The sequence below is a fragment of the Pedobacter aquatilis genome (assembly GCF_030409415.1).
Taxonomy (GTDB): Bacteria; Bacteroidota; Bacteroidia; order Sphingobacteriales; family Sphingobacteriaceae; genus Pedobacter; species Pedobacter aquatilis.
Genome location: NZ_JAUFPW010000020.1, coordinates 1 through 15,601, shown reverse-complemented (window position 1 = coordinate 15,601; position 15,601 = coordinate 1). Strand labels below are relative to the sequence as shown.

Annotated in this window: 9 protein-coding genes; 8 read left to right on the top strand and 1 reads right to left on the bottom strand. The window is 36.5% G+C overall.

Translation table 11 applies throughout. From position 1 onward, the window contains the following. Nucleotides 1–325: 325 nt before the first annotated feature. The 6 genes from QWY86_RS09450 to QWY86_RS09425 all read left to right on the top strand — a co-directional run bounded on the left by QWY86_RS09450 (nucleotide 326) and on the right by QWY86_RS09425 (nucleotide 12,208). Entirely contained in the window at nucleotides 326–1,129 is an 804-nt protein-coding gene (locus tag QWY86_RS09450; protein WP_290241273.1) for a DUF1365 domain-containing protein, read from the top strand. A 20-nt stretch (nucleotides 1,130–1,149) separates the two neighbouring features. Continuing rightward, nucleotides 1,150–2,388 carry an SAM-dependent methyltransferase gene (locus QWY86_RS09445; RefSeq protein ID WP_290241272.1) on the top strand — a complete coding sequence of 413 codons (1,239 nt, stop codon included), beginning with the start codon at nucleotides 1,150–1,152 and terminating at the stop codon, nucleotides 2,386–2,388. A 344-nt stretch (nucleotides 2,389–2,732) separates the two neighbouring features. Continuing rightward, the gene (locus tag QWY86_RS09440) at nucleotides 2,733–5,156 is read left to right on the top strand and encodes a TonB-dependent receptor (RefSeq protein ID WP_290241270.1); all 2,424 of its coding nucleotides are present in this window, start codon (nucleotides 2,733–2,735) and stop codon (nucleotides 5,154–5,156) included. Nucleotides 5,157–5,467: 311 nt separating this feature from the next. Further along, a complete protein-coding gene (locus tag QWY86_RS09435) occupies nucleotides 5,468–8,599 on the top strand; it encodes a SusC/RagA family TonB-linked outer membrane protein (RefSeq protein ID WP_290241268.1) in 3,132 nt (1,043 codons plus the stop codon). 10 nt (nucleotides 8,600–8,609) lie between these two features. Beyond that, nucleotides 8,610–10,043 (top strand): SusD/RagB family nutrient-binding outer membrane lipoprotein, encoded by a 1,434-nt coding sequence (locus QWY86_RS09430; RefSeq protein ID WP_290241266.1) that lies wholly within the window; start codon nucleotides 8,610–8,612, stop codon nucleotides 10,041–10,043. An 83-nt stretch (nucleotides 10,044–10,126) separates the two neighbouring features. After that, nucleotides 10,127–12,208 (top strand): S9 family peptidase, encoded by a 2,082-nt coding sequence (locus QWY86_RS09425; RefSeq protein WP_290241264.1) that lies wholly within the window; start codon nucleotides 10,127–10,129, stop codon nucleotides 12,206–12,208. Between the two features lies 1 nt (nucleotide 12,209). Here QWY86_RS09425 and QWY86_RS09420 read toward each other — a convergent pair whose 3' ends face one another. Further along, nucleotides 12,210–13,844 carry an ABC transporter substrate-binding protein gene (locus QWY86_RS09420; protein WP_290241262.1) on the bottom strand — a complete coding sequence of 545 codons (1,635 nt, stop codon included), beginning with the start codon at nucleotides 13,842–13,844 and terminating at the stop codon, nucleotides 12,210–12,212. 46 nt (nucleotides 13,845–13,890) lie between these two features. Here QWY86_RS09420 and QWY86_RS09415 point away from each other — a divergent pair, with 46 nt between their 5' ends. Together QWY86_RS09415 and QWY86_RS09410 are read left to right on the top strand one after the other, a co-directional pair. Beyond that, on the top strand, nucleotides 13,891–14,343 hold the full coding sequence (locus QWY86_RS09415) for a substrate-binding domain-containing protein (RefSeq protein WP_290241260.1): 453 nt from the start codon (nucleotides 13,891–13,893) through the stop codon (nucleotides 14,341–14,343). A 67-nt stretch (nucleotides 14,344–14,410) separates the two neighbouring features. Continuing rightward, entirely contained in the window at nucleotides 14,411–15,484 is a 1,074-nt protein-coding gene (locus QWY86_RS09410; protein ID WP_290241258.1) for a DUF2891 domain-containing protein, read from the top strand. The last annotated feature ends 117 nt before the right edge of the window (nucleotides 15,485–15,601 follow it).

Below are 15,601 nucleotides of genomic sequence, written 5' to 3'. Positions count from 1 at the left end.
CTATTTGTCCTGGCCGGACAGGCTTTTTTCTTTTGACAACAAAAGAAACAAAATTGCCGGCTGAAAATTTTTCTTTTAAAGTTAGTGGTTAGGCTTTGATAAGCTGTTCCGAAAAATTTGTTAGGCCGGATTAAAGTAAAACGGAGATGTAGAGGCTAGGCTAAGCTGAGTGTTGATAGCCAGTTCGTCATTGCGAGGCACGAAGTAATCTCTCTGCTCTAAGCAGGAATTGATGAATGTTATGACCAGAGTTGTTGCTAAAGCTTTCATTGCCGTCGCGCTTCAGCCGACGGATTAAATAATTTTTGTAAATTGAAATCATAAAATGTCATTCAAGTCCTCCATATATACCGCAAAGGTGATGCATCATCGCCTGGCGCCAAAAAAACATTCTTTTTGGTACAATGTGTATATGTTTTATATCGATTTGGATGAAATTGACTTGCTGGCAAAAAAACTTCGTTGGTTTAGTCGAAATAAATTTAACTTGTTTTCTTTTAAGGATGCGGAGCATTTACAATTACCAAAAGACAATCCAAATAAATCAAAAAACACCCGCGAACATATAGAAGATTATTTAAAAGGCTATGGCGTTGACGGAACCAATTTGAAAATTAAACTGCTAACAAACCTTAATGTTTTAGGCTATAATTTTAATCCTGTTTCATTTTACTTTTGCTTTGATGCCAATGAAAATCCGGTTTGTTGCGTGGCCGAAATCAGTAATACCTATCGCGAAATGAAACTTTTTTTCTTTGCAAAAGATGAATTGGATGGCGATACTTTTAAGAAAATTACCACAAAATATTTTTATGTATCGCCATTTATAGACCACGATGATGCTTTCGATTTTAATTTAACAATCCCGAATGATAAATTGGAAATCCGAATTGATGATATTGATAAACAGGGCAATCGATTTTTCATCAGTACTTTAAAAGGCGAAAGGAAAAAATTAAATAATGTTAGTTTGTTGAAATATTTTTTCTCAATACCTTTAATTCCTTTGCAAATTATGGGTATGATACATTGGCAAGCTTTCAGGCTTTGGTTAAAAAAAATATCTTTTCATCCAAAAGCAGAAAACCCTGAACTGCAACGTAACGTATATAAACCCTATAAACCATAAAATAAAACGCTCATTAAATTATGAATACCTTAGTTGCAACAAAAACATCACATGGATTTTTTGATAAAATGGTGCTTAATGCGCTTTCAAAAATGACCTTAGGTAAACTAGAACTTACTTTACCAACTGGTGAGGTTTTGGTTTATGGTGATGGTGTGAACAATATTGAAGCTAACATTCAGATTAATCATATTGATTTCTTTAAATCTATTGCGCTTTATGGAGATATTGGTTTTGGTGAAGGTTACACCGCCGGCTTGTGGGATACATCAAATATAACCAATGTAATTAAATGGGTGCTCTTAAACATCGAAAATGCACCATCAGTAACCGGTAGCAAGGTGAAATCGATAGCGCTAAATTTGTTTAAAATTGTAAATAAACTAACTCATTTACGTAGGGCGAATACTTTGGCAGGGTCGCAAAAAAACATATCCGAACATTATGATTTAAATAATGATTTCTTTGCAACCTTCCTGGATAAAACCATGACCTATTCCAGCGGTTATTTTATTACAGAAGATACGAGTTTAGAAGATTCACAATATGCTAAATACGATAGGTTAGCTAAACAACTCAAAATAAAATCAACCGACCATGTTTTAGAAATTGGTAGTGGTTGGGGCGGAAATGCAATTTTTCTTGCTAAAAATTACAATTGTAAAGTTACTTCGGTTACCATTTCTAAAGAACAACAAAAGTTTGCTGTAGAACGTGTAAAAGCAGAAGGTTTAGAAGATAAAGTTTCGGTTATTATTCAAGATTACAGAAAAATAGAAGGTACTTTCGATAAAATTGTTTCCATAGAAATGCTTGAAGCTGTAGGCCATCAGTTTTTGGAAACTTATTTTGAAAAATGCCAATCTCTATTAAAACCTGATGGGATTTTTGCTTTTCAGGTAATTACATCGCCAGACAGCCGTTACGAACAGTTGCGTAATGGTGTAGATTGGATTCAAAAACATATTTTCCCTGGCTCATTATTACCTTCTGTTGCTGCAATTAACAATGCCATTAATAATACCGGCGATTTAACGATGGTAGATTTAAAAGATATGGGCTTAGATTATGCGAAAACACTTCACCTTTGGTATTTAGAATTTAATAAGCATTTGGATAAGGTTAAGGCTTTAGGCTTTGATGAAACTTTTATTCGTAAATGGAATTATTACCTTAACTATTGTGAAGCCGCATTTGCCATGAGAAATATTAACGTAATGCAATTGGTTTACTCCAGACCAAATAATACAGCCAGATAAGGGAAGATGTTTTTATGTGATGATGGAAGATGGAAGATGTGGACGATTAAGATGGGAGTGATGGATGATGTTTGAGGGGGAAAAATCACTTAAATGGTTATTAAAATGGATAATGGGTTAAATACTTGTTATCCATTTTTTATTTTAAACAAAACCATTCTATGTCATCCATCTTTTTGCTCCTAACCCGTCTACCCTCATCCATTCTTCCATTTTACATTCTTTTTACAGAGAAAAATCGCACCTTTGCCGACCAATTTCTGTTGGTTGCATTAAAAGTATTTTAATGTATTGTAACAAAATGCAACTTGCGCAGACTAATTACCAAATACAACTATTTATACATGAAACGAATTCTACTATTAACCTTCATCCTTGGTATATTTTTTAATGCGAATGCACAATTCGGAATGGGTGGCCCTGCAAAGCCATCAGTTACAGGAAGAATTTCAATTACTGTTGTTGATTCCTTAACAAAGAAACCTATTGATTATGCAACCATCTCATTAATTTCTATAAAAACAACTAAATCTGTAAACGGTGGTGTTACAGATGAAAAAGGAAAACTGACCATTCAAGGTATTGCACCAGATGCATACAAATTAATAATTGGCTTTATGGGTTACAAAACCAAAACGGTTTTGGTAACCACAACACCTGCAAAACCTGATTTTAATCTCGGTAATGTTATCATTTCTTCAACAGAAAATAATTTAGCCGATGTACAAATTGTAGGTGCAAAAGCGGTTATTGAAAATAAAATTGATAGAATGGTTTATAATGCAGAAGCTGATGGTACAAATGCCGGAGGCGATGCAACTGATGTAATGCGTAAAGTACCAATGTTATCTGTTGATATGAATGGTAACGTTCAGTTGCGTGGTGGTGCTGTTCGTGTTTTAATTAACGGAAAACCATCTGGAACAATGGCAAGCAGTGTTGCTGATGCCTTAAAAATGATTCCGGCAGAGCAAATTAAAACGGTTGAAGTAATTACAAGTCCATCTGCGAAATATGATGCAGAAGGTTCGGGTGGTATCATTAATATCATCACTAAAAAATCTAATGCGCAAGGTGTTAGTGGTACAGTAAATGCTTCAGTAGGAACTCGCCAAAACAATGGTTCGTTTAACTTAACCGCTAAAACTGGTCGCTTAAGTGTAAATACAAATTTAGGTACGAACTTAGCTTATGCTCAAAAATCGAGAGTAGTGATTTTGAACCAAACTACGTTAAATAACGGCAGTTTAAATAGTGTATCTCAAGATGGTTTTTCTAAATGGAGTCGTCAGGGTTATAACGGTAGTTTCGGGTTGGATTACGATTTTAACGCATATAATAACCTTAGTACAACTGTTAAAATGAACAGTTTCTCTAATGGTGGTCCAGGTGAATCGAACTATATTATTAATGGTTTGCCAGCAACAAATGTAAGCGATATGGATATGACTTTCAGAAACTTAGATTGGAACGTTGACTACAGAAAAACAAGTAAGAAAGAGGGCGAAGAATTTTCAGTTTCTGCACAATTATCTTCTGGCAGAACGCCTACAAGTTTCAGTAATCTATTAACCTCTGCGGCTTTTCCTAACGGATTTCAAACCATCAGTAATAACACAGGAAAAAATAACGAATATACTTTCCAAACCGATTACACTTATCCATTTAGCAAAGCCACTGTTTTAGAAATTGGAGCAAAAGCCATCTTACGTGATATTAAAAGTCAGTTTGACAATGCTGCACAAGATTTTGAATACAATCAGGACGTTGCGTCAGTTTACAGTGTAATTAGTTTCGATCTTACTAAAAAGCTAAAGTTTAAAGGTGGTTTGAGAGGGGAGTATACTCGAATAGATTTTAATACACAAAATAGTGGTTTGCAGAAAAATGATTACCTGAACCTGTTTCCAAGTGCAATCATCTCTCAAACATTAAAGGGAAGTACAACTTTAAAATTAAGCTATAACCGCCGTTTGCAAAGACCAGGTCAATCTTACCTAAACCCTTTCCGTAACGAAAGCGACCAATTTAATATTATGCAAGGTAATCCACAGTTAAATCCTGAGCTGAGCGATAACTTTGAGTTGGGTTACAGCACTTACATTAAAAGCTCTATTTTGAATGCATCGGTTTTCTATCGCCGTACTGGTGGTGTAATTGAGAGTTCAATTTCGCCGATAGCAGATAATGGAGTAAATAAAACTTATACAACTTACATTAACGTGGGTACAGCACAAACGTATGGTGCTAACGTTTTTGCATCATATAATCCAAAACCAAAATGGACTTTAATGACAAACCTTGGGTTGAACACTTATGAAGTTAGCAATTCATTAACAAATGTGAGCACAGGTACTTTCCTAAACTATAACATTTTCGGAAGGTCGGCTTATGGTTTCGGTAAAGGTTATAATTTTGAGTTATTTGGTGTGGTTAACTCTCCAAGAAGAACATATCAAGGTAAAACAGATGCAATGGTGTTTTATGGTGCCTCAATCAAAAAGGAAATCCTTAAGAAAAAAGGAAGCATAGGCTTTAATACCTTAAACCCTTTTACCCGCGATTTACACATTAGAACGGTAAATAATTCTGTAACTGCAGCAGGCACGGTACTTCAAAGTCAGAATATTTATTATCCTTTACGCTCATTTGGTGTTAATTTTAGCTATTCATTTGGTAAACTCAAATTTACAGAGAAGAAAAAAATTAAAAATGATGATACCAAACAAGATCAGCAGCAAGGCGGAATGGGTGGTGTTCAACAATAACAAAACGCTTTAAATTAAAATTTAAGCCTTTCTAAATTTTAGAAAGGCTTTTTTTTTGCAATAATTCAAAAGGAAGCAATCTTAGTGTTTAAAATACACTACTACCAATTAAGAAGTTTAGCTTTTTATTATTTCTTTAAGCTTTCTGGGTTATTTTTATAAGATTACTGCATACTGATGCGGGTTTCTGTGTTTTTTAATAATAGATTTTGCAAGAATTTGCAGTATTTCTTAGTTTTAAGTGTGTGATTTTGCTTATAAAAAACATATATTGCATCTAACTAAACAAAATTAACCTAAACAACAGAGATATGAGAAAAATCTTTACCTCACTACTTTTTCTGTGTGTACTTTTCGTGGGCTTATCTACAATGGCTCAGGTAAAAACCATTACCGGAAAAGTTACATCTTCAGATGATGGTCAAGCTTTACCAGGAGCAAGTGTAAAAGTTAAAGGCACTTCTATCGGCACCTCAACAGATGGAAACGGTAGCTTTACCTTGCAAGTACCACAAACCAATGCCGTAATTGTAATAAATGCAATTGGTTATACCACACAAGAAATTACAGTTGGCAACAGAACCACAGTTAACATTACGTTAGCTGCCGATGCGCAAGAGCTGCAGGAAGTTACCGTATCAACAGGTTTGGGTATAACCAGACAAGCAAAGTCTTTAGGGTATGCCGCTCAACAAGTTAATAGCGAAGATTTAAACTTTAACCGCCAACCGAACTTAATCAATGCCTTGCAGGGAAAGGTTGCAGGTGCTACAATCTCTAGTATGGGTGGTGGACCTGGTCAAGGTGCAAATATTAGAATTAGAGGGGTTAACTCTATCGACCCAAACACACCAAGTGATCCATTATATGTAATTGATGGTGTTCAGATTGATAATACAACCTCATCTTTAGGTGCAAACCCTGGAGGTACAGCGTATGGATCTAGAGGTGTAAGCAACAGAGCATCGGATATTAATCCTGACGATATCGAAACCATTAACATTTTAAAGGGTGGCGCAGCTACAGCCCTATACGGTTTAAGAGGTGCAAATGGTGTGGTTGTAATCACAACTAAAAGAGGCAAAGCCGGAGGCATAAGCATCAATTTAAGTAGCAGCTATGGTTTTGATGAAGTATTAAAAAAACCAGCTGTACAAAAAGAATACACCCAAGGTGTTTTGGGCGTTTATGCAAATCCACCGAGTGGTATTGGACCGGCATGGGGACCAACAATTGCAGAAGCGAAGGCTATCGATCCAACGCATCCAGATCAACTATATGATAATTATGATCGTGCTTTTGGAACTGGCCAACAAGTTAAAAACTCTGTATCAGTTGCGGGTGGAACTGAAGCCATTAGATTTTTCTCTTCTGTATCTCAGTTATATCAAAAAGGTATGATGCCAAATACCGATTATAAAAATTTATCAGGAAGATTAAATACAGACATTACAATAAGCCCTAAATTTAAGGCTGCGGTAAACATGAACTTCAGCAATGCTGGGGGTTACACTTACAGTGCTGATAGATTTGGCGAAGGATTAGCTTATTGGTCTCCACGTTATGATGTTGCAGATTACATTAATGAAAATGGCACTCAAAAATACATTGGTACAAATAACCCAATTTGGGGTACTGCAACAAACCAACTTAAAGGTGATGTAAATCGCTTTATTGGAGGTGCATCCTTAAGTTATGAGCCAGTAAAATGGTTAAATTTATCTTATCGTTTTGGTTTAGATACCTATAATGATAATAGAGTTAGGACTGCACCAGGCCCGATGGGGATAGCTGGAGAGCAAGTTTATGATAACGACCAGGGTTTTTATGGTGAATATAATGCCAAATCCAGAACCTTAAACGGAACTTTTATTGCAACCCTAACTACAAAATTAGCAACAGATTTAAATGCTACACTAAGGTTAGGACAAGAGATGTACGATTCTAAGATAAAGAATATTGGTTCTTTAGGAAGTCAGCTAAGTATTTATAATTTTTATAATCTTGCAAATGCGAAAGTTATTAGCGTATCTCAGGGTTTTGAGCAAAAAAGATTAATTGGTTATTTTGGTGAAGCTACTTTCGACTATAAAAATTTCCTTTTCTTAACCGTTACCGGTAGAAATGATATCACTTCAACCTTATCTAAAGAGAACAGATCTTTCTTCTACCCATCAGCAAGTTTAAGTTATGTTTTCTCTGATCATTTCAAACTTCCAGCATCTATCAGTCAGGCAAAGTTGAGATTGTCTTATGCTAAACTTGGTAAAGATGCGCCAATCTACGCTGGTGCTTCATCAGGTTTTGGCACTTACACAGGTTTACCAACAGGTTCAACAGGTTTAACTTTGGCTTCAAACCTTGGTAATCCGAACCTTCGCCCTGAGTTTACCAATACCTACGAAACAGGCCTAGAAATGTCGTTTTTTAAAGGCCGTTTAGGCTTTGATTTCAGTTACTATTATTCATTAAGTAAAGACCAAATTGTTCGAGCACAAATTACTTCAGCAACTGGTTATGTTACAACATCAATAAATGCAGGTAATATTCGTAATAGAGGTGTTGAGTTAGTTATTAATGGTAAACCAATTGACGGACAGGATTTTAAATGGGGTGTTAACTTAAACTTATCAGCTAACAGAAATAAAATTCTCTATTTACCAACTGATATTATTTATGGTGCAGCCAGAGGTTATGGTAATGCTGGCGTAACCATGAAATTGGTTCAAGGAGAATCTTTTGGTAATATTTATGGTTCTTATTTTAACAGATACTCTGGAGGCCAGCCGCAAGATGGTAATTTCTTAGATAAAAACTTACCACTACTTATTGGTGCTGATGGTTTCCCAATTATTTCTGGAGGTACACAAAGAATCCTTGGAAATTCTCAACCAGATTATGTTATCGGCATGGGTAATAACTTCACTTATAAAAGATTTACTTTAAACGTATTGTTTGATGCCCGTTTAGGTTTTGAAAAATATAACTGGCTTGAAGATTTCTACTCAGCTTTTGGTTTACCAGATTACACTGCTGATAGAAGATCTTTCAGGACTTTTGAGGGTGTACTTGCCAACGGAACACCAAATACAAAACCCGTTTGGCTAGGGCAACGTGTTGCACCAGATGGTGTAGATTACGGAGAAGGTTATTATCGTAGATTTTACCGAAATGTTTCTGAACCATTTGTAACAGATGCCTCTTGGGTACGTTTGCGTTCTGCAAGTTTAAATTATGCCTTACCAACTAAATGGTTGCCTAAAAAAGCGATTAGAACGGCATCAATTGGTGTAACGGGCAATAATTTATGGTTATGGACTAAATATTATGGTGTTGATCCAGAATCAAGTTCATATGATGCGGCTAGTAATAATGATGGTTCTGCCGGATTTACCTATCCAACGGCCCGCTCAATTATATTCTCTCTTAACGTTGGTTTTTAATTTGATAACGATGAAAAAGATTTTAAAATATACAGTGTTATCAGCTTTAGCGGTTAGTGTTACCCTTCAAGGCTGCAAAGACAGCTATTTTGATGATGTTGCTAAAAACCCAAATCAAGTAACCACGCCAACATTAGCGTCGTTGCTTGCTACATCAACAAGTAAAGCTGGTGTTAATAATTATAATGTGGCCAGTGCAATTGCACCATATGTTCAATATACAGCAAATCCTGCTGCTGCAGGTGCGGGCGATACTTATCAGGCAATAGATTTTAGTGGTACCTGGGATGCCCTTTATTTTGCAATGGCTGATGCCAATGAAATGAAAAAAATGGCTGTTGCGCAAGGCTCAAGTGAATATAAAGGTGTTGCCAACGTTCTTATTGCATACAACCTAATAATGGTAAATGATATGTGGGGAGCGGCACCATTTTCTCAAGCTTTCGATATTACAAATTTTACACCTAAATATGATACCGCACAAGAGGTTTACGCACAAACAATGGCTTTAATTGATGAAGCTATAGTTGAATTAGCAAAAACCAATGCCACAATAAAACTAACCGCAACAAGCGACTTAATTTATGGTACAACAGGTGCTAATGAAAGAGCCAATTGGTTAAAATTTGCTTATGCTTTAAAGGCCAGATTATTAAATAAGGTTAGTAAAACGTCAAATTACAACCCAACTGCAGTTTTAGCTGCGGTTAGCAGTTCCTTTGCTTCAAACGCAGAAGATGCTCAAATGTCGACATTTAGTATTAGAAATTTCTGGGCAAGTGTGGCCATCAGTAATGCTTCGCAATCGCTTGGAGGGTGGTTATCAGAGCAATTAATAGATCACTTAAATGGAACAACCTATGGATTGTTCGACCCAAGAATTGCAAAAATCACTGACAGGACGATTAACAATGTTTACATCGGAACAGTAAATGGTGCAGGAAATAGATTGCCTGGTGCAAATACACTAAAAGATGAATGTTATATATCAGTTAATTCGCCATGGACAAGTGCAACATCACCAATTTTTATTGCAACGTATGCTGAGCTGAAATTTATCGAGGCTGAGGCTGCTTTTGCAACCGACAAAACCAGATCTTATAATGCGTATTTAGCCGCAATATCTGCTAATATGGATAAATTTCAGGTTGCTGCGGCTGATAAGGCAGCATATTTAGCAGATGCTCGTGTTGCCGTGGGTGTTACCGCTTTTACTAAGGATTTGATCTTCAAAGAAAAGTATGTGGCAACGTATTTAAATCCTGAAGCATGGAATGATGCCAGAAGATATGATTACAAATACAAAGATTTCACACTTCCGGTAAACGTTACCTTGCCAGATTACATTCGTCGAAACGACTATCCTCAAGGTGAGAAAAGTAAAAATGGTGCAAATGTTCCAACAGAAGTGCCTAGAACAACCAAATTATGGTGGGATCAGTAACATTCTTATAAAAAAGTACGTTCTAAGCCCTTTCCGTTTATCGGTTAGGGCTTTTTTTTATAATTTATTCTAAATTTTAGATAATGAGAAAAATAAGTTTGTTTTTGGTTCTGGTATTCTTGTGTGCACACATATATGCTCAAAAATTTAACGTCAGATCTGTCTTAAGTTATCCCTTTCCAACACAATTGGTTGCTGCACCAACAGGTTCTAAAATTGCGTGGGCTGCTAAAGAACAAGGGAGAAGGAATATTTATGTTGCTGAAGCTCCAACTTATAAAGCGATAAAAATAACCGATTTTAAAGAAGATGATGGGCAAGAGTTAACAAGTTTAGCGATTTCTGCTGATGGAAAATGGGTTGTTTTTGTTCGAGGAGGCGACCATGGCGGTAGAGATGGCGGACCCGTTAATGCTTCCAGTATGCCATTAATGCCAAAAGTTGAAGTATATTCTGTTCCTTTTTCTGGAGGTAAAATTAATTTCATTGGCGAAGGCGATAATCCTGTAATTTCTCCAGTAGAAAATCAGATTGTTTTTTCAAAATCAGGTCAATTACAAACCGCTTCGCTGGATGCTTCTAGTCCTGCAAAAGTTATCATCAACATGAAAGGCATTCAGTCAGGATACAAGTGGTCGCCTGATGGAAAAATGATAGCCTTTGTTTCCAGCCGTACAGATCATTCTTTTATCGGGATCTACACAAATGCTAAAATGCCAATTAAATGGGTTCAACCCTCTTTTTCTAAAGATGCTTCTCCGGTTTGGTCGCCCGATGGAAGTAAATTGGCTTTTGTGCGTACACCCGGAAGTGGTGGTACAACAGATTCTATCTTAACAAAAAAACACCAACCTTGGGCAATTTGGGTTGCTGATTTAAAAACAGACAATGGTAAACAAATATGGAAAGCATCAGAAACCATAAGGGGTTCCTATCCTTCAATTGATGGTGGTGCAAATTTATTTTGGGCTAACGATAGAATTATTTCGGCATCTTATGAAGATGGCTGGCCTCATCTTTACTCAATGAATACAGATGGTTCAAACAGAATTCTTTTAACGCCAGGCAATTTTGTTGTCGAAAATGTTGAGTTGAGTAATGATAGAAGAACATTGGTTTTTGCGTCAAATATGGGAGCGAATGCTGATGATTTAGATCGCAGACACATTTACAAAGTTTCGGTTGATAAGGCAGATATGAAACCAATTAGTTCGGGTTTCGGTATAGAATCTTATCCGGTAATTTCTGGTGATGGAAATACGATATTTTGTTTAAGTTCTACGGCAGAAAGGCCTTTGTTGCCTGCGCTTTTGGGCGATAAAAAAATCGATTTAATAGGGGAGGATTTAATTCCAAACGACTTTCCAATCTCGGAAATGGTAAAGCCGAAACATGTGAGTTTTAAAGCACCAGACGGGAAGACGGTTTATGGGCAATTGTTTTCGCCAAAAAATAGTGTTAAAAAACATCCTGCAATTGTTTATGTTCATGGCGGGCCGCAAAGGCAAATGTTTTTAGGATGGAATCCTATGGATTATTATTCTATAGATTACGCTTTAAATCAATACCTGGTAGAATTGGGTTTTACGGTGCTTTCCGTTAATTACCGTTTAGGTTTGGGTTATGGTTATGATTTTCATAAGCCTCTAAATGCGGGTGCGCAGGGTGCTTCTGAGTATCAGGATATAAAAGCTGCTGGCGAATGGTTGGCAAAACAAGATAATATCGATAAAAGTAAAATCGGTGTTTATGGTGGTTCTTATGGGGGTTATTTGGTTGCATTGGCGTTAGGAAAAGATTCAAAGCTTTTTGCTGCCGGGGTTGATATTCATGGTGTAAACAATCGGTTTAGCAGTAACAATTTAGAAGGAAAAGAACCTGCTCCCGATGCCGCATTGGCCGCAAAGATTGCTTCCGAATCTTCGCCAATAAGTTACATTAAAACCTGGACCTCGCCAACATTAATTATCCATGCTGATGATGATAGAAATGTTGCCTTTAACCAAAGTGTGGATTTGGCCAAGCGATTTGAAGATAAGAAGTTTGAGTTTGAATTTCTTGCTATCCCAGATGATACGCACCATTGGATGAAGTTTTCTAACGGATTAAAAGTTAGCGAAGCAACAGCCGATTTCTTAAAAAGAAAACTGATGGACAAGAAATAGATCACTTCTTTTTTACCTTCTTTAAAATCATTAAACTAAGTGGATTCAGTTGATATCCGCTTATGTTATTTTGTAGCATAACAACAGATTGATCGTAAAAAATAGGAACAACCGGTGAATAATCCATAACCATCTGATCCATTTTTCGATACAGTTCAAAACGCTTATTGTTATCGGGTTCGTAATAACTCTTCTCGAATAATTTGTCGAATTCTTTGTTATAGAAAGCCGTGTAATTTGGTCCGAGGGGAACCTTGTTTTTCGAATAGAACATCGAAAGATAGTTTTCTCCATCTGCATAATCTGCAATCCAGCTTCCGCGGAAAAAATTCACATGGTTTTTCGAAATCAAATCCCTTAAACTCGTACTTGGGCTCACATCAATCTTGGTTTTTATGCCAACAGCCGAGAGTTCACTTTGTATAAACTCAATTAAGTCTTTATAAGTTGTTGTCGTGTTTAATGTAATTTCGCCCAAACCCCTTCCTTCAGGATAACCAGCTTCAGCTAATAATTTTGCAGCTAATTTTGGATTGTAATGATACCCATGAACGGCCGAACTATCAAAACCAGGCATCCCTTTGGGTATAAAACCTGATGTTGCGGCGATGCCAATGCCATTTCTTAAATACTTAATAAGCTTTTCTCTATCAATGGAATAATTTATTGCCTGGCGAATTTTCTTCAGTTTTAATGGCGAATTTTTCACGATTGCGAGGCTACTATCTACTAAAATTCCAACGTATTCTGTACATAGATACGGGCTTTTAGTTAATTGGAATTTGCCTTTATACTTCGAAGTCATTTTACCACTTTTGGTTAAAATATCGTCGCGGTAACTCCCATCCACACTGTAGTAAAAATCTAAATCTTTCTTCAAAAAGCTCATGAAGCCGCTTTGTTTATCGCTGATAAATGAAGCTTTAAGTGCATCCAAATAGGGTAGAGCGATACCTTTTGAATCTTTTTCCCAATAATGCTCGTTTTTTATAAGCACTAAAATTTCACCCTCTTTCCAATACTTAAATTTAAAAGGACCAGTGCCTACCGGATGACTTCGAAAATCTTTACCATAATGCTCAACCACTTCTTTCGGCACAACAGAGCAATATTGCGAAGTAAGCAAACTCATAAATGGCGGGAACGGACGAACCAATTTAATCTGAAATGTAGAATCGTTTACAGCGATGAAATTATTTTGGTCTTTAACCTTGTCGCTAAAAATCCAACCACCCGATGAAGCAACTTTCGGGTCGATTAGTCGGTAAAAACTGTAAGCAAAATCGCTCGCTACAACCTTTCTTCCTTTTCCATTTTTAAAGGCCAAATCATCATGGAAATAAACATCATTACGCAGATTAAAGGTATAGGTTAATGCATCTGCAGATACTTGCCAGCTTTTGGCTATGCATGGAATGGTTTGTAAGGTAGAATCGATTTGTACCAAACCATTAAAAACCTGGTTGGTCATCCAGATGGCATTTTGATTTCGGGCAAATGCAGGATCTAAGGAGGTTAAACCCTGGTCTAAATTAATATTGAATACTTTTTTAGTACTGTTATCTAACTTTTCCTTGCAAGAAAATAATGTAATGGCGCAAAAAAAACAAAATATATACTTAAATGAGGCCTGCATGAATTAAGGATTGTTATTTTTGCACAAATTAATAAATTTAATGCAGATGTCTTTTTTAAACGATTTATTTATTGGTCTGGAAACGACCCAAAAAGAGGATTTACAAGAACGTTTAGATATTGTAGAACACAAAATTAAGTTTATGGATAAAATGCCAGTTGCCTGCCTGGATGCGAGCAATACACCAAGTTATTTTTTAACGGAAGAAATTGCACAAGCTGGCGGTATGTTCGAAACCGATATTTTTAGTGCAGCATTTATTATTTATTATCAACCAGGTAAAACCTTAACCGATTTGATGCGTGAGGTGCCATCCTTACTAAATGCAGATTGGCAAGCGGTAAAAAATAATCGCATTATTTTGCTAAATGATGATGTAAACAGATTAAGAACTGCTGAAAATGCAGTCTCTTTAATCGAAGATTTGGCAGAAATGATACATCCAGGTTCTTTTATCTTTGGTCATGAAGGCGATAAATGGATTAGATTTGGAGCGTAGTAATTGAGTGCGTGATTGAATTTTGAATGATTGAATTTTAATGTATGTCTCCCAAACTAACCCAAGTATGAAAAAATTCTCTGCACTATTTCTATTTACGGCTTTATATTTTTCGCTACAGGCGCAAACCGTACCAACATTAACGGCAGATGTAGCTGAAAAACTTTCGAAAATGCCTTTGGGTTGCATTATTCAGGAGTTTCCGAATAAAACCTCGCATGTTGCTAATACTGCAATTGATGGCCGTTTGTTGCCGAGCGAATTGCATCCGGCGTTTTATGGCTGCTTAGATTGGCACAGTTCAGTTCATGGGCATTGGATGTTGGTTCGATTGCTTAAAACCATTCCAGATTTAAAAAATAAAGCAGAAATAACAGCGCTTTTAAATAGAACTTTTACCATCGAAAAGATGAAGTCCGAAGCCGAGTATTTCACAAAATATCAGGTAGCTAATACTTACGAACGTACTTATGGTTGGGCTTGGTTGTTAAAGTTGGATCAAGAATTATACACTTGGAATCACCCCGATGCGAAAAAATGGCATGAAGCCTTACAGCCTTTAACGAAACAAATTTTAAGTCTTTGGAAAGCATATTTGCCAAAGCAAACTTATCCGAATAGAACTGGAGTGCATCCAAATACAGCATTCGGGTTGGTTTTTGCGTTAGATTGGGCTAAAACATTTAAAGATGTTACCTTCGAAAAACAAATTCAAGAAAAAGCAAAATCTTTTTATTTAAACAATACCGCTACGCCCGCTTATTTAGAACCCGACGGCTCCGATTTTTTTTCTCCAAGTTTAGAAATTGCCGATTTAATGCGTCGCGTTTTGCCTAATGCGGCATTTGTAAATTGGTTAAATAAATTTTACGAAGAACGAAGTTTAAAACGAATTAGCGATTTACCTGTAATTAGTGATATAAACGATTATCAGGGTGTGCACTTGGTTGGCTTATCTTTCACACGGGCCTGGTGTATGAAAGGTATCGCCAAAGAATTACCTAAAGGGCACAAGCTAAAACTTCGCTTTGAGCAAACGGCTAATAAGTTTTTGGCTAATGCCTTGCCATTGGTTTTTGCAGGTAACTATGGTGGCGACCATTGGTTGGCGTCTTTCGCAGTGTATGCATTAGAGAAATAATTAGCACTATCCAACTCCCCTCCTTATTTTCAAGGAGGGGTTGGGGCAATGTCATTAACTTAAGGCTCATATCGCTCTTTTGTAGTTGGTCCATGTTTGATATTTTCCTTTGGTTCT